20 protein-coding genes and 1 tRNA gene are annotated in these 17,622 nt (G+C 65.3%); 15 read left to right on the plus strand and 6 right to left on the minus strand.

Translation table 11 applies throughout. The features are described 5' to 3' along the window. Positions 1 to 21: 21 nt before the first annotated feature. The 3 genes from ACWPWT_RS12130 (at position 22) to ACWPWT_RS12140 (ending at position 1,295) form a co-directional block, all read left to right on the plus strand. Positions 22 to 537 carry a host attachment family protein gene (locus ACWPWT_RS12130; RefSeq protein ID WP_261268062.1) on the plus strand — a complete coding sequence of 172 codons (516 nt, stop codon included), beginning with the start codon at positions 22 to 24 and terminating at the stop codon, positions 535 to 537. A 47-nt stretch (positions 538 to 584) separates the two neighbouring features. Continuing rightward, positions 585 to 797 (plus strand): hypothetical protein, encoded by a 213-nt coding sequence (locus ACWPWT_RS12135; protein ID WP_454279812.1) that lies wholly within the window; start codon positions 585 to 587, stop codon positions 795 to 797. Between the two features lie 66 nt (positions 798 to 863). After that, a complete protein-coding gene (locus tag ACWPWT_RS12140) occupies positions 864 to 1,295 on the plus strand; it encodes a hypothetical protein (RefSeq protein WP_454279813.1) in 432 nt (143 codons plus the stop codon). Here ACWPWT_RS12140 and ACWPWT_RS12145 read toward each other — a convergent pair. After that, complete coding sequence (locus ACWPWT_RS12145; RefSeq protein WP_454279814.1) at positions 1,279 to 1,593, minus strand: hypothetical protein; 315 nt, start codon at positions 1,591 to 1,593, stop codon at positions 1,279 to 1,281. The genes ACWPWT_RS12140 and ACWPWT_RS12145 overlap by 17 nt on opposite strands. Positions 1,594 to 2,006: 413 nt before the next feature. Between ACWPWT_RS12145 and dksA the strand changes: the two genes are divergently transcribed. After that, on the plus strand, positions 2,007 to 2,468 hold the full coding sequence (gene dksA / locus ACWPWT_RS12150; RefSeq protein ID WP_261268059.1) for an RNA polymerase-binding protein DksA: 462 nt from the start codon (positions 2,007 to 2,009) through the stop codon (positions 2,466 to 2,468). 194 nt (positions 2,469 to 2,662) lie between these two features. After that, positions 2,663 to 3,058: a PilZ domain-containing protein gene (locus ACWPWT_RS12155; protein ID WP_454279815.1), complete on the plus strand. Its 396-nt coding sequence runs from the start codon at positions 2,663 to 2,665 to the stop codon at positions 3,056 to 3,058. Between the two features lie 164 nt (positions 3,059 to 3,222). Here the strand turns inward: ACWPWT_RS12155 and ACWPWT_RS12160 are convergent, their stop codons facing one another. Then, positions 3,223 to 3,378 (minus strand): YdcH family protein, encoded by a 156-nt coding sequence (locus ACWPWT_RS12160; RefSeq protein WP_261268057.1) that lies wholly within the window; start codon positions 3,376 to 3,378, stop codon positions 3,223 to 3,225. A gap of 204 nt (positions 3,379 to 3,582) precedes the next feature. Here ACWPWT_RS12160 and ACWPWT_RS12165 point away from each other — a divergent pair, with 204 nt between their 5' ends. Next, complete coding sequence (locus tag ACWPWT_RS12165; protein ID WP_261268056.1) at positions 3,583 to 3,780, plus strand: YdcH family protein; 198 nt, start codon at positions 3,583 to 3,585, stop codon at positions 3,778 to 3,780. A gap of 74 nt (positions 3,781 to 3,854) precedes the next feature. Further along, a complete protein-coding gene (locus tag ACWPWT_RS12170) occupies positions 3,855 to 4,316 on the plus strand; it encodes a DUF1465 family protein (protein ID WP_261268055.1) in 462 nt (153 codons plus the stop codon). On the opposite strand, the gene ACWPWT_RS12175 is transcribed toward ACWPWT_RS12170, so the two are convergent. Further along, positions 4,313 to 5,266, minus strand: coding sequence for an NAD(P)H-dependent flavin oxidoreductase (locus ACWPWT_RS12175; RefSeq protein WP_454279816.1), 954 nt, complete (start codon positions 5,264 to 5,266; stop codon positions 4,313 to 4,315). The two genes, ACWPWT_RS12170 and ACWPWT_RS12175, sit on opposite strands and share 4 nt — an antisense overlap. Positions 5,267 to 5,403: 137 nt before the next feature. Here ACWPWT_RS12175 and ACWPWT_RS12180 point away from each other — a divergent pair, with 137 nt between their 5' ends. The 3 genes from ACWPWT_RS12180 to ACWPWT_RS12190 all read left to right on the plus strand — a co-directional run bounded on the left by ACWPWT_RS12180 (position 5,404) and on the right by ACWPWT_RS12190 (position 10,763). Next, positions 5,404 to 7,989, plus strand: a complete 2,586-nt coding sequence (locus ACWPWT_RS12180; protein ID WP_454279817.1) for a M1 family metallopeptidase — start codon at positions 5,404 to 5,406, stop codon at positions 7,987 to 7,989. Between the two features lie 380 nt (positions 7,990 to 8,369). Continuing rightward, positions 8,370 to 10,028, plus strand: coding sequence for a S10 family peptidase (locus ACWPWT_RS12185; RefSeq protein ID WP_454279818.1), 1,659 nt, complete (start codon positions 8,370 to 8,372; stop codon positions 10,026 to 10,028). A gap of 111 nt (positions 10,029 to 10,139) precedes the next feature. After that, on the plus strand, positions 10,140 to 10,763 hold the full coding sequence (locus tag ACWPWT_RS12190; protein ID WP_454279819.1) for a hypothetical protein: 624 nt from the start codon (positions 10,140 to 10,142) through the stop codon (positions 10,761 to 10,763). A 20-nt stretch (positions 10,764 to 10,783) separates the two neighbouring features. Here ACWPWT_RS12190 and ACWPWT_RS12195 read toward each other — a convergent pair. Both ACWPWT_RS12195 and ACWPWT_RS12200 read right to left on the minus strand, forming a co-directional pair. Then, positions 10,784 to 10,859, minus strand: a tRNA-Lys gene (locus ACWPWT_RS12195). Between the two features lie 142 nt (positions 10,860 to 11,001). Then, positions 11,002 to 11,610 carry an NAD(P)-dependent oxidoreductase gene (locus ACWPWT_RS12200; protein WP_454279820.1) on the minus strand — a complete coding sequence of 203 codons (609 nt, stop codon included), beginning with the start codon at positions 11,608 to 11,610 and terminating at the stop codon, positions 11,002 to 11,004. A gap of 108 nt (positions 11,611 to 11,718) precedes the next feature. Here ACWPWT_RS12200 and ACWPWT_RS12205 point away from each other — a divergent pair, with 108 nt between their 5' ends. Further along, positions 11,719 to 12,087: a winged helix-turn-helix transcriptional regulator gene (locus tag ACWPWT_RS12205; protein ID WP_261267992.1), complete on the plus strand. Its 369-nt coding sequence runs from the start codon at positions 11,719 to 11,721 to the stop codon at positions 12,085 to 12,087. 70 nt (positions 12,088 to 12,157) lie between these two features. Here ACWPWT_RS12205 and ACWPWT_RS12210 read toward each other — a convergent pair whose 3' ends face one another. Next, positions 12,158 to 13,597 carry an NAD-dependent succinate-semialdehyde dehydrogenase gene (locus ACWPWT_RS12210; RefSeq protein WP_454279821.1) on the minus strand — a complete coding sequence of 480 codons (1,440 nt, stop codon included), beginning with the start codon at positions 13,595 to 13,597 and terminating at the stop codon, positions 12,158 to 12,160. 204 nt (positions 13,598 to 13,801) lie between these two features. Here ACWPWT_RS12210 and ACWPWT_RS12215 point away from each other — a divergent pair, with 204 nt between their 5' ends. The 4 genes from ACWPWT_RS12215 to ACWPWT_RS12230 are packed head-to-tail and all read left to right on the plus strand — an operon-like array spanning position 13,802 to position 17,553. Further along, complete coding sequence (locus ACWPWT_RS12215; RefSeq protein ID WP_454279822.1) at positions 13,802 to 14,836, plus strand: sulfate ABC transporter substrate-binding protein; 1,035 nt, start codon at positions 13,802 to 13,804, stop codon at positions 14,834 to 14,836. A 4-nt stretch (positions 14,837 to 14,840) separates the two neighbouring features. Further along, positions 14,841 to 15,671, plus strand: a complete 831-nt coding sequence (gene cysT, locus ACWPWT_RS12220; protein ID WP_261267990.1) for a sulfate ABC transporter permease subunit CysT — start codon at positions 14,841 to 14,843, stop codon at positions 15,669 to 15,671. Beyond that, positions 15,668 to 16,513, plus strand: coding sequence for a sulfate ABC transporter permease subunit CysW (gene cysW, locus ACWPWT_RS12225; RefSeq protein WP_454279823.1), 846 nt, complete (start codon positions 15,668 to 15,670; stop codon positions 16,511 to 16,513). Before cysT ends, cysW begins: the two co-directional genes overlap by 4 nt. Further along, positions 16,510 to 17,553, plus strand: a complete 1,044-nt coding sequence (locus ACWPWT_RS12230) for a sulfate/molybdate ABC transporter ATP-binding protein (protein WP_454279824.1) — start codon at positions 16,510 to 16,512, stop codon at positions 17,551 to 17,553. The genes cysW and ACWPWT_RS12230 overlap by 4 nt, the downstream gene beginning before the upstream one ends. The last annotated feature ends 69 nt before the right edge of the window (positions 17,554 to 17,622 follow it).

Here is a 17,622-nt window from a genome sequence, read left to right on the forward strand (position 1 = left end):
GCACAGACAAGGAGAAACCCGATGCAGGTGCCGCATAACAGCTTTGTGCTGGTCGTCGATGGCCGCAAGAGCCTGTTCTTTCGCAACGAAGGCGATGCCGAATACCCCAATTTGGTCGTCGAACACGCGGTCGAGCATCCCAATCCCGCCGATCGCGACCAGAAGACCGACAAAGCGGGTTCCGCTTCCTCGACCCAGAGCGGACCGGGTGCCCCGGCCATCGCGCAAGGCGGATCGAATCAGGCGGGCGGCGGCGGCCAGGGCGCGCAATTCGCGCCGGCGCGTGGTTCGATGGGCGAAACCGACTATCATCAGCAGGAAGAGGACCGCTTCGCCGCCGAGACGGCCGATATGCTCAAGCGGCGGGCGCTCGCCAACGAGTTTGAGGCGCTGATCGTCGTCGCGCCGCCCAAGACGCTGGGCGAATTGCGTAAGCATTATCACAAGACGGTCGAGGACCGGCTGGTGGGCGAGCTTGCCAAGGATCTGACCGGGCATCCGGTGCCAGAGATCGAAGCCGCACTGCAAAAGGCGTAGCGCAAGCCGCCGGCGACGGCGGAGCGGTGGTTCAGGCGGCCTTGGGTTTGGCCAGGCGCCGCCGGATCACCAGCGCCGCCGCCGCGCCGCCGAACAGCAGGACCATCGGTGGAGCGGGAACCGGGGTCGGCGGGCCACCGGTCGAACTGCCCGATGACGACGCGCTGCTCGCCGACGAGGCGCTCGACGCGGAGGAGGCGCTGGAGGCCGAACTGGCCGAGGAACCGTTGGACGACCAGCCGTCGCTGCTCGACCCATAGCCGCTCGACGACGCAGAGGAAGCCGAGGACGCCGAAGAGGCGCTGGACGCGCTCGACGAGCTGACATTGCCCGAGGACGAACTGGTCGAGGACACGTTGCCCGACGAAGTCGAGGACCCTCCGGTGGACGACGTCGAAGAGACATTGCCGGACGATGTGGACGACCCGCCCGTGGAGGATGTCGAGGAAACGTTACCAGACGATGTCGACGATCCGCCCGTGGAAGACGTCGAGGAAACATTGCCGCTCGACGAGGTGCTCGACACATTGCCCGAGGACGAGGTGCTGCTGACGCCGCCGGTCGAGCTGGACGATCCGCCCGAGCCGCCCGATGCGGAGGAGGTGGAGGTCGATCCGCCGCTGCTGGTCGACGAGATGACGACGCTTCCGCTCGATCCGCCGCCGCCAAATCCGAAGCCCCCGCCAAGCCCTCCACCGAAGCCGCCGCCCCAGCCGCCGCCGAAACCCCCCCAGCCGCCGATCACCGCCGGCACATAGCCGCCGCCGGTCGCCATCGGCGGGCTGGGGGCAGGGGGACGGGAACGGGGGGCGTCTCGGTCGTGACGGTAATGACGGTCGGCGGCGGCGTGGTGGTGGTCGTCGTCCGACGCGTGACGATACGTCGCGCCGGGCGAGGCGGGGGAGGACGATGCACGATCCGTTTCGTCTTGACCTTGGTCTGCTTGACCAGGGGCGGCCGCTGGGGATGGTCCACCATATGGACGGCACCTCCGCCGATCACGGCGCCGCCCGCGGCACATGCCGTCAGCTTCGCCAAGGCCATTCGCACTGACATCGTCACATCCTCAAACCGGGCAAGGGGACGGAGTTGCCGTCCGGCCGCCTGCACGGCCTCCATGGGGTCGTCTCTGTCATCATACTGACCAATAAAGCTTTAAGGTCCAACACCATTGTTCGGATGCCCGTTCAGCTTTGGGATTCGCGCCTTCTGGTCCGAATCCGGTTCGAGGCGACCGGTCGGTCGCCCAAGGCGGATTCGAGGATCGGGTGTGGAATCTGACGATTGGCTGGCGCTTTCGTCCATTTCTTATTCACGTCGCAATATTATTATAGAATAAGTGATTACGATGAAATGCCGGTCGCTTGCGGCGGACGGTGGCACCGACTATAGGCGCTCTCGACCATTAGGGGGCGGCCCCGAGGACACGGTGCCGACCGTTGCACTGACGGGCCCTTTGGGAGGATGGTATGGCGACGGTGTTTAATCGCGTGACGGACTCCACCGGCCCGGATGTGGCCAACGATATCGATGAAAATTATCGTCCCAGCGCGGACGAGCCTTTCATGAGCCTGAAGCAGCAGGCGTATTTCCGACGCAAATTGCTGGACTGGAAGGAGTCCATCCAGCGAGAGGCGCAGGGCACGCTGTCGCAGCTTCAGATCGACTCCTTGCGCGAGCCCGATCTGACCGATCGCGCATCGAGCGAGACCGACTGGTCGATCGAGCTTCGCACCCGTGATCGCCAGCGCAAGCTGATTTCCAAGATCGACGCCGCGCTGCGCCGGATCGACGAGGGCGAATATGGCTATTGCGAAGTGACGGGCGAACCGATCAGCCTGGGTCGACTGGAAGCACGCCCGATCGCGACCATGACGGTCGAGGCGCAGGAACGTCACGAGCGGAACGAAAAGGTTTCGCGCGACGACTGATCCATCGTGCCGCCGGTTCATCGCGCTCGATCGGGCGTTGACCGGCGGAAGGCGTCGGTCGGGCGCATCCGGCTTGCCCCAAAGGGCGACAACCCCTGTGGCTCATCCTAGATTAAGGAATTGGCAAGGCCATCGCCGGTAGTGCATGGTCGCGCGAGCAATTTGGGGCACCGACGGATTTCGATATGGACGCGATGAACCGCGAACCCGGCGACGGGAAACCGATGGCGGACGACGAGCAGGACCGGGCGGACCGCGCCGGTCAGCGCGACAGCCTGTTGCTGATGGCGCAGATGACATTGAGCGGCGATACGGCCCCGCGAGAAGTGCGGGTGCGCAACATCTCCGAGGGCGGGCTGATGGCCGAACTGCCCGTCGCGGTGGAAATCGGTGCGCCGATCATGGTCGATCTTCGGGGCATCGGTCCGGTCTCCGGCCGGGTCGCCTGGTGTACCCAGGGGCGCATCGGCGTCGCGTTCGACCGGCCGATCGATCCCAAGCTGGTTCGCAAGCCAGTGGGCGGCGGCACGACGACCCCAGAATATGCCAAGGCGGCGACGGGCTTGCGCACGCGTCCGTTCAGCTACTGATCGATGCCGTTAAAGGGGGTGACTGCTTAGGCGGTCAGTCTCGCCGATCTGCCTCCCATGGGGCGGGGCCGCAACAGGGCCATGATCGCGCAATTCCATAATGCCCGGCCATCGCCGGGTATAAAGGCCGCGGCGGGTCCGATGACCCGCGCGGCCAGCCAAGGCTATAGGCCTTGAATCTCTTCCTTCAGCCTCAGTTTCTGCTTCTTGAGATCCGCCAGAATCTGAGTGTCAGGCACGGGGCGCTGCGATTCGGCGCTGATGCGCCGGTCGAGCGTGGCGTGCTTGGTCTCCAGGGCCGTTTGATGCGCCGTATGCATAGGGCTTCAACCTCCTGTCGTTGCTTTGGGACAAGGAGTAAAACACCAAAAGGGCGATCTGTCCCCCCTCATTTTCAGGAAAATCGACCGGTCGAGCGATTTGGCCCGATGACATGTTGGGACCTCTCGCCGTGGCGCGACAGGCTTGCTAGAGGGGCGTGGAGACGGCGTGCTTCGCGGCGTCGACCCATCAGGGGGTGCAGGATGGACGTCACGCTGGCGCGCGCGCGGATCGATATGTTGCGTGTCGAGCATCGCGATCTCGACGATGCCATCTCGGCACTGTTGATGGCGCAGACCCCCGATCAATTGCAGATTGCGCGACTGAAGAAGCGCAAATTGCGGCTCCGGGACGAGTTGGTGGAGTTGGAAGACCGGCTGATCCCCGACATCATCGCCTGACCGCGCCGGATCGGGACAGGTCCCTCGATCCGCCCACTTGCCCGAGGCGGTGGCCCCGTGCGAGCGTCAAAGCCATGTTGCATCCCCCGATCGAAAGCCATTTCCAGACCCGGCTGATCGATGGCCTTTATGCCGAGACGATGATGCTGGCCGAGGCGGCACGCAGCTATTTCGACGGGATCGGGCGTCAGGATCGTGACGGGCTCAGCCCTGTCCTTCGCGTTACCTTTTCATGCGAGTCGCTCAAGGTGACGACGCGACTGATGCATGTCCTGGCCTGGGTGCTGACCCAGCGGGCCGTGGATGCGGGGGAACTGGACTGGACGGAGGCGCGGGAGCCGGTACGGCGTCTGGGCCGTTCGCCCGAAACGGATGCGCAGCGGGTCGAACAGCTTCCGGTTCATGCCCGTCGCCTGACCCAGGCCAGCCTCGACCTGCATCGCCGTGTCGAACGGCTCGACCGGATGGCCGACGATGCAAGACCGGTGGGAAGCCCGGTCCAGAGCCTACAGGCGCGTTTGATCCACGCGTTTTAAGTCAGCAGCCGCGCCCGGGCGGCGTCATATTGCCGGGCGAGCGTAGCTATCCGCTCGGCCGCGGGCGCAATGTGGTCGATCGCGCCGATTCCCTGACCCGCACCCCAAATGTCCCGCCACGCCTTGGCCGCCTGTCCGCCGCCAAAGTTCATGGTCGCGACGTCTCCTTCGGGCAGATGATCGGGATCGAGTCCTGCCGCGACGATCGACGCGCGCAGGTAATTACCATGAACGCCGGTGAACAGGCTGGAATAGACGATGTCGCTCGCGCGGCCTTCTACCACCGCCTGCTTATAGGCGTCCGCCGCATTGGCCTCGACCGTGGCGATGAAGGGGGAGCCGATATAGGCCAGATCGGCGCCCATTGCCAGGGCGGCCAGGATCGCGTCACCGGTCGCGATCGATCCCGCCAAGGCCAATGGCCCGTCGAACCATGCCCGGATCTCTTGTACCAGCGCGAAGGGGGATAGACGCCCCGCATGGCCGCCCGCGCCCGTCGCCACCGCGATCAGGCCATCCGCACCCTTCTCGACCGCCTTGCGCGCGAAGCGATCGTCGATCACGTCGTGCAAGGTGATGCCGCCCCAGCCATGGACACCCGCATTAACATCCTCCCGCGCGCCCAGCGAGGTGATGACGATCGGGACTTTCCACTTGGCGCAGGTTGCCAGATCGGTCTCCAGCCGGTCGTTGGAGCGGTGCACGATCTGGTTGACGGCAAAGGGAGCGGCGGGCCGATCGGGATGCGCGCGGTCATGAGCCGCCAGTTCCTCGGTGATGCGGTGCAGCCACTCGTCGAGCAAGGTGGCGGGTCGTGCATTCAGCGCCGGAAACGAGCCGACGATCCCCGCCTTGCACTGGGCGATGACCAGATCGGGGTTCGAGATGATGAACAGCGGCGATCCGATGACGGGCAGCGCGAGACGACTCAAGGCGGGGGGCAGGCTCATGAGTTGACGATAACGTAAACGGAAAGCCTGTCCAGTCGAAGGGTTGTGCCATGTAACTTTATGACATGAGCGTCATTTGCTTTGCGCTGTCGAGCGCGTAGAGCTTTGCTATTCCCAGTTGAAAGGCTTTGAACGCGATGAAGTCCGCCCTTTCGGTCCTGCTTGCCCTGACCGTTTCCACCCCGGCTCTGGCGGCGGGTCAGCTGCCGCAGACGGTGGCGCCGATCCTGTACGATATCACCGTCCGGCCCGATGCCAAGGCGATGAGCTTTTCCGGCGAGGAAACCGTCGATGTCGATGTGCGCCAGGCGACCGCGACGATCGTCCTGAACGCGGCCGAGTTGAAGATCACCCGCGCCACTTTCGACGGAAAGCCGGTACCTTTCGCGCTCGACAGGGATGCGCAGACGGTGACGCTGTCTCTGCCACAGGCGGCCGCGGTCGGGCGACATAAGGTCGGCTTCGCCTGGACGGGGACGATCAACCGTTCGGCCAACGGCCTGTTCGCGATCGACTATACCAATGCCGACGGCACGCCCGATCGGATGCTGGCGACCCAGTTCGAGGCGCCCGACGCGCGCCGCTTTGCGCCGATGTGGGACGAGCCCGCTTTCAAGGCCAAGTTTCGCCTGACCGCCACTGCCCCCAAGGGCCAGCGCGCGATCAGCAACATGCCCGCCGCGTCGATCACCCCACAGGCGGACGGGACGCAGCTCTATCGCTTCGACGAGACGCCGGTGATGTCGAGCTATCTGCTCTATTTCGGCTCGGGCAATCTCGACCGCAAGACGGTGGACGCGGGCGGCGTCCAGATCGGCGTGGTCAGCCGCAAGGGCGTGGTCGACCAGGGTGATTATTCGCTGGGCGCGGCTACGAAGTTGCTGTCCTATTATAACGACTATTTCGGCACGCCCTATCCGTTGCCCAAGATGGACATGATCGCGGGGCCGGGCTCCAGCCAGTTCTTCGGCGCGATGGAGAATTGGGGCGCGATCTTCTATTTCGAGAACGAGTTGCTCTTCAACCCGCAGGTCATGTCGGAGAGCAATCGCCAGCGCATCCATACCGTCGTCGCGCATGAGATGGCGCACCAATGGTTCGGCGATCTCGTCACCCCGCGCTGGTGGGACGACCTCTGGCTGAACGAAGGTTTCGCCTCGTGGATGGAGGGCAAGGCCTCCAACGACCTCAACCCCGCCTGGGAAGCCGCGGCCGCCAGCGTCGCTGGCGAGCGCGAATCGGCGATGGGGATCGACGCGACCAGCGCCACCCATCCGATCATCCGCAAGGTAGAGACCGTCGACCAGATCGGCGAGGCGTTCGACAGCATCACCTATCTGAAAGGGCAGGCGGTGATCGGGATGCTCGAGTCCACGCTGGGCGCGGACACGTTCCGCAAGGGCATCCGCGCCTATATGGCCAAGTATAAGTATCAAAACACCGTCACCGATCAGCTTTGGGAGGAACTGTCCAAGGCGTCGGGCACCAACGTCGCGACGATCGCGAACGACTTCACGCTTCAGGGCGGCGTCCCGCTAATCACCCTGTCGGGTTCGCGCTGCGAGGGTGGCAAGACGGTCGCGATGCTGTCCCAGGGACGCTTCGGTCTGGATGAGGCCTCCAAGGCCGCGCAGACCTGGCACGTGCCGATCCGCGTGGCGACGATCGGCGGGGGCGAAACCAGCGCCATCGTCACGGGGGCGGCGCCGGCGCCGGTCACGGTCGGCGGCTGCGGGACACTGGTCCTCAACCGGGGCAAGGGATCCTATACCCGCGTCATGTATGACGATGCCGGCCATGCCGCGATCGTCCGCGACTATGCCAGGCTGTCGCTGGAGGACAAGCTGGGGACGCTGGGCGACGATTATGCGCTGGCGGCGGGCGGCTATCAAAATCTGGCCCGCTGGTTCGACCTGATGGCACAGGTTCGACCCGAAGCCGATCCGTTGGAATGGCAAACGGTCGCGGGCGAATTGGCGCGTCTGGACGGATTGTACGAGGGCACGCCGCTGGAAAAGCCGCTGCGGGCAAAGGTCGCCGCCCTATTGTCACCGGTGCTGGCCCGGATCGGGTTCGAGCCCAAGCCGGATGACAGTGCGCTGGTTTCCAACCTGCGGGAGACGCTGATCGGGCGTCTTGGCACCAGCGGCGACGCGATGGTCGCAGCGCGGGCCCGTGGCTATGTCGCGGCGCTGGCGAAGAATCCGAATGCAATTCCAGGCGCGATCCGCCAGCCGATCCTGGCGACCTATGCCACGCGCGCGACGCCCGCAGAGTGGGACAAGCTGCTCGACCTCGCCAAGGCCGAGCGCAATCCGGTGGTGAAGAACCGCCTCGTCGCGCTGCTGGGTTATGCCGAAGACGAAAGCGCGGCGCGCCGGGCGCTGAACCTGCTCAAGAGCGAGACCTTCACCCCGCCGCAGCGCGCCGCGCTGCTTCGCTCGATCGCGGGCGCGCATCCCGACATGGCGTTCGACTGGGCGGTGGCGAACAAGCCTCTGGTCGATAGCTTCCTCGAGGAAAGCAACCGTGCGAGCTTCATCGTCGGGCTGGGCGCGGGATCGAACGACCCCGCCATGCCCGGAAAGATCGAAAGCTGGGCCGCCGCCAACCTGCCCGAAGGCTCGCGTGGCGGGGCGAAGCGCTCGGTGTCGCAGATCGCGGTGCGCAAGGCGGTGGCCGATCGGTTGAAGCCCGCCGTGCAGGCTTGGCTGGCGCGCTGATATAGAGGCTGGCGGGGGCCGTTCCCCCCGCCAGCCCCCCACCCATCTCTAATTGCCGTTCAGCCTGAGCGAAATCGAAAGGCCAGGGGAAAACTTCACTCTCTCTGCTCCCCGGCGAAAGCCGGGGTCCAGTTGCGAAGAAGTTGAGAGGGAAGGAGAATGGCGAGGGGGGGAGGCTAAGGTGCTCAGTGTCGATTGGCCTGCCACGCCGACGAAAGGCGCCATCTCGTCCGGGTGGTAACTGGGCCCCGGCCTTCGCCGGGGTACGGCCCGGGGTAAGGGGGGCGCCCGGCCTCCGGCGTCGCTGAGGCGGGTAGGCGAACGCATTAACTGCCCCAGATTCTTGCAGACTCTTGCTTCCAATGCCGAAACACGAAACGATGACGGCTCCGTCATCCAATCGTGAGCGTTACGTGATCCGCAAAAGCCTTGTCCTTCTCCTTGCCGCCACCGCGTTGACCGCCCCGCTCGCCGCCCAGGAGGAGGGGGAGAAAAAGGCTTCGCATCATGAAGCCGCCGAGGCCGAGGCGGAGGCCGCCTGGGCCCGCGCGCCGCTGGAGGAGGCGGAGGTCCGCCACCGCGACAGCGTGACGATCAACGGGCGCGCCTATACCTATGTCGCCTCGGCGGGCACGCTGACCGTGCGCGATATCGAGGGCAAGCCGACCGCCTCCATGTTCTACACCGCCTATACGCTGGACGGGGTGAAGCCCGGCACCAAGCGGCCGGTGACGTTCCTGTACAATGGCGGCCCGGGTTCGCCCTCCTTCTGGCTGCGCATGGGATCCTTCGCGCCGATCCGCATCCGCACCACCAGTCCGGAATTCGTTCGTCCCGCCCCCTATGATGTCGGGCCCAACCCGGACTCGCTGCTCGACAAGACCGACCTCGTCTTCCTCGACGCGATCGGCACTGGCTATTCGCGGCCGCTGGGCGATATGAAGCCCGCGCAATTTTACGGCGTAGACGAGGATGTCGATGTCTTCGCGGGCGCGATCCAGCGCTATGTCACCAAATATGGGCGCTGGATGAGCCCCAAATTCCTGCTCGGCGAAAGCTATGGCACGCTGCGCTCGGGCGCGCTGGCCTATCAGTTGCAGGAGAAGGGCATGGCGCTGAACGGCGTCGTGCTGCTCAGCTCGATCATGAACTATGGCTATCGCCAGCCGGGGCTTGACCAGGTCTATCTCAACTACCTGCCCAGCTATGCCGCGACCGCCTGGTATCACAATCGCCTGGCCGATCGCCCCGCCGATGTCGCGACGGTGGTGGCGCAGGCGCGCGCCTTTGCGGTCGGGCCCTATATGTCGGCACTGGCCAAGGGGCAGAGCATCTCGCCGCAGGAACGTGACCAGATCGCCGAGCAGATGAGCCGGTTGATCGGTATCTCGCCCGACTTCATCAAGCGCGCCAACCTGCGCATCGACCTGCCGCGTTTCCAGAAGGAGCTGCTGCGCGGCTCGGCGCGGACGGTGGGCCGGTTCGACTCGCGCTATCTGGGCATCGACACCGATGCGGCGGGCGAGCGACCCGAGACGGACGCTTCTTCCGACGCGATTTCAGGGGCTTATATCGCGTCCTTCCAGGATTATCTGCAGTCGACACTCGGCTATAAGACCGAACTGCCCTATCGCCTGTCGGCTCGCGATGCGGCGGGCTGGACGTGGAACTGGAAGCACAAGTCGCCCGACGGGTCGCAGAACAATCCCAACACCGCGATTGATCTGGGCGCCGCGATGCGGGCGAACCCGTATCTCAAGGTCCTGTCGATGAACGGCTATTACGACATGGCAACGCCATTCTTTGGGACCGAGAACGACCTGGGCCATATGATGCTGGAACCCGCGCAGCAGGCGAACCTGCGGTTCACTTACTATCCGGCGGGCCACATGACCTATCTCAACCCCGACGCGCTGCGGAGCATGAAGGCCGATCTGGCGGGCTGGTATGACGAAGCGGTCAGCGACGCGAAATCGTCGACCCCGCCGGTGCCGCCTTCGGGGCAGGGGGCCGGTGCTTTGGAGCGGCGGCCAAACTAATCTTGTGCGATTGTGGTCGGGGAGCGGGGGATGAGCGACGCACCGCAGCAGGATGCGTCTCAGCATCGTTGCTCTCCTGCCCGGCTGCAATAGCTGCATCGCGTCGGCTATGTGACGACGACGCTAGTCGCGATCCAAATTCTGTTCATCATCGGTGCCATTTGCCGGGATGAATGGGATGAGGCGCGTCGTACCCGATCTTGGTGGGAGTGGTCCAAGACACAGGAGGGGCCACTCAAGCGGGACACTCGCCTTCCGAATGACGATCTGCTGGACTATCTGAGGCAGTTGCTCCCGATCGCGTCTCTGCATGGGGATGGCTTTCGTTTCGTCGTTACACCCAGTTTCAGCCAAAGCGATTACGCCTTCACCCTATCGCTGAGACAGGGCGCGAAGTCGGCGAAGGGCTCGCTTTATGTCTTGGGCAGTCGAACGCCTGAGGCCGTCGTTCACCCCCGAGCTTTCACGGTTCCGGCATGGGACTATCGCCGATATGCGGATGTGATGGATCGGCTGACGGATGGCTGGCCGGGTGCCGATGAGGGGTGCACTGATGGGGCGCCGGTCGCATTCGAGCGAATCAGAGGAGAGCGGGTGACGTCGGGGCGCGGCAATTGCAGCCCACATTACGGTCGTATCAAACGGCTCAATCTCGCGCTCATACGACGTTTTGCTCCGGGGCCCGACCTGCCGACCGAACGCGATTGGTATCGCCCCTTTCCGGAGGACCATTGATCAGGAATAAAGGGGGATGATGGTGGACGCACTTGGGCTCGAACCAAGGACCCGCTGATTAAGAGTCAGCTGCTCTACCAACTGAGCTATGCGTCCAATGCCGGTCTGCGGCATGGCGGGGAGCGATGTCCCCGTCTGGTGGCGCGCTGTTAGCCGAGCATGTCCGACCTGCCAAGAGGGTTTTTGACATTTTTCTTGCGGTCGGGACCGGATGTTCGATCCCGACCATGTCGAGGCTTCAATAACCGACCGTGAAGCGCTGGCGGATATGACGCGGCTGCTCGATTTCGTCGACCAGGGCGATCGCATAGTCCTCGAACGAGATGCTGCTGCCCTGCTCGTTGGACAAAAGGGTGTCGGTGCCCAGCCGGAACAGGCCCGTCCGCTCACCGGGGACGAACATCGCGGAGGGGGAGAGGAAGGTCCATTCCAGATCGTCCGCGCCGCGCAACAGGTCGAGGAAAGTCGCACCTGCGCTTGCTTCCGCCTTATATTCCTCCGGGAAGCCGGACTGGTCGATCAGGCGTTGTCCGGGCGCGACTTCCAGGCTGCCTGCGCCACCGACGACCAGATAGCGCTTCACGCCCGAGGCGCGGACGGTGTCGATCAGGCCTTGCGCATCGACCGCCAGGAAATGCACCGAACTGATCACCGCATCATGGCCGCGCAGCGCGTCGGCCAGCGCGGTGGCGTCGGCCGTGTCTCCTGCGGTCGGGGTGACGCCGGGCAGGGCGGCGATCCGTTCGGGATGACGGGCGATGGCGGTCACTTGATGGCCGCGATCCGACAATTCCTTCAAAATGCGCGAGCCTGCATGGCCCGAGGCTCCGATCAGCGCGATGTTCATGAGCGTTCCTTTCCTGTTGACGCCTTGGTCCACTTTCTAGACCGTGGAGCTATGCAGAGCCTGTCACCCGCACAAGACGTCATTTTGGAGGGACAAGGTCACGGCGAAGTGACCGTCCCGTCCTTCGCGCGGACCAGCGATGGGGGGTGCCCGATCCGCGAGGTGCTCGACCGGATCGGCGATCAGTGGAGCCTGTTGGTGCTCGCCGCGCTGGAACCCGAGACGTTGCGGTTCAACGTGCTGCTGCGCCGGATCGGGGACGTGTCGAAGCAGATGCTGTCGCGCACGCTGCGGCGGCTGGAGGAGGATGGGTTCGTCGCGCGGACCGTCTATCCCGAGGTGCCGCCACGCGTCGAATATCGGCTGACCCCATTGGGCCGGTCGTTTCTGGAGCCGATGCGCGGGCTGATTCGCTGGGCGGATACGCATCAGCCGGAGGTGGAGGCCGCCCGCGCCGCCTATCGCGCGCGGGACTGAGCCCATCCTCCCCAAGCGCGGCTTGGGGAGGGGGACGCTGGGCATCAGCCTGGCGATGGGGGGGATGGCGTCAGGCGATATGGACCGACTTGGTGACCATATGGTTGGCGATGCCCTCGGGCCCGTCTTCCGAGCCGTAACCGCTTTCCTTGACCCCGCCGAAGGGGGCATCGCCCCAGCTCAGTCGAACGGTGTTGATCGCGACCATGCCCGCCTCGATCTCGTCGCCGAGCTGATTCTGGCGGCGACCATTTTCGGTGAAGCAATAGGCGCCCAGACCGAAGGGCAGGCGGTTGGCCTCCGCAATCGCATCCTCGGTGGTGGCGAAGGGGCGGATCAGCGCGATCGGGCCGAACGGCTCCTCGTTCATCGCCTTGGCGTCGAGCGACACGTCGGCCAGCACGGTGGGAGAGAAGAAGAAGCCGTCGCCACCCTTGGCCTCGCCGCCTGTCAGCATCCGCGCGCCGCTCTTCACCGCATCCTCGATCATCGCGCCGATGGCTTCGGGGCGGCGGGGATTGGCCATCGGGCCCATCTGCGTGTCCGACGACAGGCCATCACCGATCTTCAGCGCGGCGGCGCGCTCGGCGAAACCCTTGGCGAAGCGTTCATAGATGCCCTCCTGCACATGGAAGCGCGTGGGCGCGACACAGACCTGTCCTGCATTGCGGAACTTGTGGGTGACGAGGATGTCGAGCGTCTTGTCCAGGTCGCAATCGTCGAAGACCAGCACCGGGCCGTGGCCGCCCAGCTCCATGGTCGACTTCATCACCGTGTCAGCGGCCAGCTTAAGGAGATGCTTGCCGACCGGTACCGATCCGGTGAAGCTGAGCTTGCGGGTGACGGGTGAGGCGAGCAGGTGACGCGACACCGCGTCGGGCACGCCGAAGACGAGCTGCGCAACGTCGCCGGGCAGGCCCGCATCCTGGAAGCAGCGCATGATCGCGATGGCGCTGGCGGGGGTTTCCTCGCTGGGCTTCAGGATGACCGAGCAGCCAGCCGCAATAGCAGGCGAAATCTTGCGCACCGGGTTCATCACCGGGAAGTTCCAGGCGCAGAAGGCCGCGACCGGACCGACCGGCTGCTGCAGCACGAGCGAGCGGGTGCCGGTGGGACGCGGCAGGACGCGGCCATAGATGCGCACCGCCTCGCCCGCATGGAAGTCGAGAAGGGCGGCGGTCGCAGCGACTTCGCCCCGCGCCTCGACGATCGGCTTGCCTTCCTCCAGCGTGGCGAGTCGGGCCAGTTCCTCGGCGCGCTCGCGAACCAGCGCGGCGGTGCGATGAAGGACGGCCGCGCGCTCCTGCGGCGCGACTTTCCGCCATTGCTCGAAGCCGCGCGCGGCAGCCTCCAGCGCGCGGTCCATGTCGGCGGTGGTGGCGAGCGGCAGATCGCCCAGCGGCTGGCCGGTCGCGGGGTTCAACACCGCCTGCGTGTCGCGCCCTTCGGGGCCCAACCACTCGCCACCGATATAAAGTCCGGTTTTCACGTCGAATTGCGGCGCGGTCATGGGTGTCCTTTCCGAAAGACATGGGAATATGCGGGCGGGAGATCGGCCTTGTCCGCCGGTGATGCAAGGCCGTAGGCGGCTCAACCGGCCTTATGCCGGGATCGAGGGAGCAAAAGCAGGGCTTTGTGCGTCCCAAGCTTTCCGGCATTTCCTATCGGGGGGATCGAGATAGGTTACGCGCCGAAACGAAAGGGACGGGTCCACATGCGAGCACCATTTCCGGCAGCCTTTGCCGCATTGATGATCGGGGCGTTCGGCCTGTCCGGCTGCTCGGGCGGCGGCAGCGGCGGCAAGGGCTCGGTCGAGCTGCTGAACGTCAGCTATGATCCGACGCGCGAACTCTACAAGGACGTCAACGCCGCCTTCGCCAAACAGTGGCAGGCCAAGACCGGCCAGACCGTGTCGTTCCGCATGAGTCATGGCGGATCGGGCAAGCAGTCGCGCTCGGTGATCGACGGGCTGTCGGCGGACGTGGTGACGCTGGCGCTCGCCTATGACATCGACGCGATTGCCGAGCGGGCCAAGCTGCTTCCGGCCGATTGGCAGACCCGTCTGCCGGACAATAGCGCGCCCTATACCTCGACCATCGTGTTCCTGGTCCGCAAGGGCAATCCCAAGGGCATTCGCGACTGGGCCGATCTGGTGAAGCCGGGCGTGCAGGTCATCACCCCCAGTCCGAAGACCAGCGGCGGCGCGCGGTGGAATTTCCTCGCCGCCTGGGCCTATGGCAAGAAGGCCGGGGGCGGGTCGGACGCGGCGGCGCAGAAATATGTCGCTGATCTGTACGGGCATGTGCCGGTGCTGGATTCGGGCGCGCGCGGCGCGACCACGACCTTTGTCGAGCGCGGCTTGGGCGATGTGCTGATCGCCTGGGAGAATGAGGCTTTGTTGTCCGAGAAGGAACTGGGCGCGGGCAAGTTCGACATCGTCGTGCCTTCCATCTCGATCCTGGCCGAGCCGCCGGTCGCGGTGGTCGATGCCAATGCCAAGGCCCATCGGACCGAGCAGGTCGCGACCGAATATCTTAAATTCCTCTACACGCCCGAGGGGCAGGAGATCGTCGCGCGCAACTTCTATCGCCCGCGCGACCAGGCGGTGCTGGCGAAATATGCCGCGACCTTCCCCAAGCTGGACATGGTAACGATCCGCGATTTCGGCGGCTGGGGCGCGGCGCAGAAGCGGTTCTTCGCGGATGGCGGCGTGTTCGACGCCATCTATGCCGGCGGAAAGCGGCGCTGATCGCATGAGAGCTAAAAAGCGCCGCTCGGCGCTGCCGGGCTTCGGCCTGACCATGGGGATGACCCTGTTCTGGCTGGGGCTGGTCGTGCTCGTGCCGCTGTCGGCGCTCGTCATCCGGGCGGCGGGCATGGGCTGGGAAGGCTTTGCCGAGGTCGGGCTGTCGCCGCGCGCGCTGGCCGCCTATCGCTTGAGCTTCGGCGCGGCGCTGGCGGCGGCGGCGGTCAATGCGGTGTTCGGACTGCTGATCGCATGGATCCTCGTCCGCTACGAATTTCCCGGCAAGAAGCTGATCGACGCGGCGGTGGACCTGCCCTTCGCGCTGCCCACGGCGGTGGCGGGTATCGCCCTGGTATCGCTTTATTCGGACAATGGCTGGATCGGATCGCTGCTCGCGCCGCTGGGGATCAAGGTCGCCTATACCCCGCTGGGCGTAACGATCGCGTTGGTTTTTATAGGCTTGCCGTTCATTGTTCGCTCGGTTCAGCCGGTGCTGGCCGACCTGGGGCGCGATGTGGAGGAGGCCGCCGCGACGCTGGGCGCGACGCGCGGTCAGACATTCCGCCGGATCATCCTGCCCGCCATCGCGCCCGCTCTGCTCACCGGCTTCGCGCTGGCCTTCGCGCGCGGGGTCGGCGAATATGGCTCGATCATCTTCATCGCGGGCAACATGCCCTTCAAGTCGGAGATCGCCCCGCTGCTGATCATCACCCAGCTCGAACAGTTCGACTATAACGGCGCGACGGCCATCGCCTGCGTCATGCTGATCCTGTCCTTCGCGATGCTGTTGTTCGTCAATCTGCTCCAGGCGTGGCGCGCCAAGCGGGGGACGCGATGAGCGGCTCCAATCCTACGATCCATGAAAGCCCCTGGGCGCGGCGGGCGCTAATCGGCGTCGGGTTCCTGTTCCTGGCGCTGTTCCTGTTCCTGCCGCTGGTCATGGTCTTCGCGGGGGCACTGGCGAAGGGATGGGGCGTGTTCCTCGAAGCGCTGGTCGATCCCGACGCGCTGGCAGCGATCCGCCTGACCCTGCTGGTCGCGGCGATCGCGGTGCCGGTCAATGCGGTGTTCGGCGTGGCTGCCTCCTGGGCGATCGCAAAGTTCGACTTTCGCGGAAAAAGCTTTCTCATCTCGTTGATCGATTTGCCTTTTTCTGTGTCGCCGGTGGTGTCGGGGCTGATCTTCGTCCTGCTGTTCGGCGCGCAGGGCTGGCTGGGGCCGTGGGTGACCGAACATGGCGTGCGGATCATCTTCGCGGTGCCCGGCATCGTGCTGGCGACCGTATTCGTGACCTTTCCGTTCGTCGCGCGCGAGCTGATCCCGCTGATGGCCGAACAGGGACGCGACGACGAGGAAGCGGCGCGATCACTGGGCGCGAGTGGCTGGCAGACCTTCTGGCATGTCACCCTGCCCAATATTCGCTGGGGGCTGCTATACGGCGTGCTGCTTTGCAATGCCCGTGCGATGGGCGAGTTCGGCGCGGTGTCGGTCGTGTCGGGGCATATCCGGGGGCTGACCAACACCATGCCGTTGCATGTCGAAATCCTGTACAATGAATATGACTTTGTCGGCGCGTTCGCGGTGGCGTCTCTGCTCGCCTCGCTCGCGCTGGTGACCCTGGGAGTGAAGACCGTGTTGGAATGGCGTTTCGGCATCCACCGGGCGGGAGCCGCGCATTGAGCATCACTGTCGAGAATATCTCCCGCCGCTTCGGCGGCTTCACCGCGCTGGACCGCGTGTCGCTGGAGACCCGGCCGGGCGAGTTTCTGGCGCTGCTGGGGCCGTCGGGGTCGGGCAAGACGACGCTGTTGCGGACCATAGCGGGGTTGGACTTCGCCGATGAGGGGCACGTCCTGTTCGAGGGACAGGACATGACCGGCACCCCGGCGGCCGAGCGGCGGATCGGCTTCGTCTTCCAGAACTATGCGCTGTTCCGCCATATGACGGTGGCGCAGAACATCGCCTTCGGCCTGACGGTGCGCAAGCGGCGCGATCGGCCCGCCAAGGCGGCGATCGCGGCCAAGGTCGCCGAACTGCTTGCGCTCATCCAGCTTCCCGATGTCGGTGATCGCTACCCAGCCCAACTGTCTGGCGGCCAGCGCCAGCGCGTCGCGCTGGCCCGCGCGCTGGCGATCGAGCCGCGCCTGTTGCTGTTGGACGAGCCTTTCGGCGCGCTAGACGCCCAGGTGCGCAAGGATTTGCGCGGCTGGCTGCGACGTATTCATGACGAGACGGGGCTGACCTCGATCTTCGTGACGCACGACCAGGAAGAGGCGCTGGAACTGGCCGACCGGATCGTCGTCATGCGTGGCGGCGTAATCGAGCAGATCGGCACCCCGCATGAGGTTCAGGCCAAGCCGGCCACCGCCTTCGTCTCGTCCTTCATCGGCGAGACGAACTGCCTGCCGGTTACGCGCAGCGACGGCGTGGCGGTCGTCGGCCGGGGGCTGGCGACGCTTCGCGACGAAGCGAACGGGCAGGGCGCGGGAGAACTCCATATCCGCCCGCACGACGTCGAGCCGATCGGGGCGGACGCGACCGACGCCTTGGCCGTGACCGTCCTGACCAGCCGCCCGATCGGCCGGTCGCGCCGCATCACCGCCGAGATGGCCGGGCTGACCGAGCCGCTGACCTTCGACCTGCCCGTCGATACGCGGGCTGAAACGGGGGAGCGGCTGTCGCTGCGTCCCACCCGTTACCGAATTTTCGCGACGACCTGACCGCCCGGATCGGCGGACCATTTCGTCCTCGCAACCGTTTGCCCGTTTGCCAGCCCCGGAAGGGGCGGG

Source organism: Sphingomonas sp. Marseille-Q8236 (assembly GCF_965112005.1).

Excerpts from the sequence above, each read along its gene's own strand:
- ACWPWT_RS12155 (WP_454279815.1), top strand. The coding sequence starts at position 2,663 with ATGAACCGCGAACCCGGCGACGGGAAACCGATGGCGGACGACGAGCAG.
- ACWPWT_RS12160 (WP_261268057.1), bottom strand. The coding sequence starts at position 3,378 with ATGCATACGGCGCATCAAACGGCCCTGGAGACCAAGCACGCCACGCTC.
- ACWPWT_RS12130 (WP_261268062.1), top strand. The coding sequence starts at position 22 with ATGCAGGTGCCGCATAACAGCTTTGTGCTGGTCGTCGATGGCCGCAAG.
- cysW (WP_454279823.1), top strand. The coding sequence starts at position 15,668 with ATGAGCGGCTCCAATCCTACGATCCATGAAAGCCCCTGGGCGCGGCGG.
- cysT (WP_261267990.1), top strand. The coding sequence starts at position 14,841 with ATGAGAGCTAAAAAGCGCCGCTCGGCGCTGCCGGGCTTCGGCCTGACC.
- ACWPWT_RS12185 (WP_454279818.1), top strand. The coding sequence starts at position 8,370 with ATGACGGCTCCGTCATCCAATCGTGAGCGTTACGTGATCCGCAAAAGC.
- ACWPWT_RS12210 (WP_454279821.1), bottom strand. The coding sequence starts at position 13,597 with ATGACCGCGCCGCAATTCGACGTGAAAACCGGACTTTATATCGGTGGC.
- dksA (WP_261268059.1), top strand. The coding sequence starts at position 2,007 with ATGGCGACGGTGTTTAATCGCGTGACGGACTCCACCGGCCCGGATGTG.
- ACWPWT_RS12175 (WP_454279816.1), bottom strand. The coding sequence starts at position 5,266 with ATGAGCCTGCCCCCCGCCTTGAGTCGTCTCGCGCTGCCCGTCATCGGA.
- ACWPWT_RS12170 (WP_261268055.1), top strand. The coding sequence starts at position 3,855 with ATGTTGCATCCCCCGATCGAAAGCCATTTCCAGACCCGGCTGATCGAT.
- ACWPWT_RS12180 (WP_454279817.1), top strand. The coding sequence starts at position 5,404 with ATGAAGTCCGCCCTTTCGGTCCTGCTTGCCCTGACCGTTTCCACCCCG.
- ACWPWT_RS12200 (WP_454279820.1), bottom strand. The coding sequence starts at position 11,610 with ATGAACATCGCGCTGATCGGAGCCTCGGGCCATGCAGGCTCGCGCATT.
- ACWPWT_RS12145 (WP_454279814.1), bottom strand. The coding sequence starts at position 1,593 with ATGTCAGTGCGAATGGCCTTGGCGAAGCTGACGGCATGTGCCGCGGGC.
- ACWPWT_RS12215 (WP_454279822.1), top strand. The coding sequence starts at position 13,802 with ATGCGAGCACCATTTCCGGCAGCCTTTGCCGCATTGATGATCGGGGCG.
- ACWPWT_RS12165 (WP_261268056.1), top strand. The coding sequence starts at position 3,583 with ATGGACGTCACGCTGGCGCGCGCGCGGATCGATATGTTGCGTGTCGAG.